This window comes from Pseudomonas sp. Bc-h (assembly GCF_002080045.1).
GTDB lineage: Bacteria > Pseudomonadota > Gammaproteobacteria > Pseudomonadales > Pseudomonadaceae > Aquipseudomonas.
Genome location: NZ_MUIN01000064.1, coordinates 1 through 338, shown reverse-complemented (window position 1 = coordinate 338; position 338 = coordinate 1). Strand labels below are relative to the sequence as shown.

General features: G+C 56.8%; 1 protein-coding gene. It reads right to left on the bottom strand.

The window, feature by feature from the left end:
• The coding region (locus BWR59_RS31810; RefSeq protein WP_178111262.1) for a PAAR domain-containing protein at positions 1 to 338 on the bottom strand (338 nt) is incomplete at both ends.

The window sequence follows — 338 nt, the reverse complement described above, 5'->3', positions numbered from 1 at the left end:
CCGAGTCCCATAATGGCGCGTTCCAGCAATGCTGGCACTTCCGGATCGATGTCATCCGTGGTTTCAGTACCGCCCCCAATATGAACATTGGCAGACCCGGCACTGATTTTTCCGTCACAGACGGTCCGGTCACCTACTCGTGCAGCAGGCATGCCGTTGATATGAACGGTGTCGCTACCCTGAGCAAGAATTTGCGGCGCTGAACTGTGTTGGTCGCAATGGGCGGTATCGACGTGAGCACGGGCCGCTTCCTTGCCATTGACGTGTACGTTGGGCGACCCCGTCAAAATTTTTCCCGCGTCATGACACGCGAATGACAGGCTGCCGATCAACTGTCC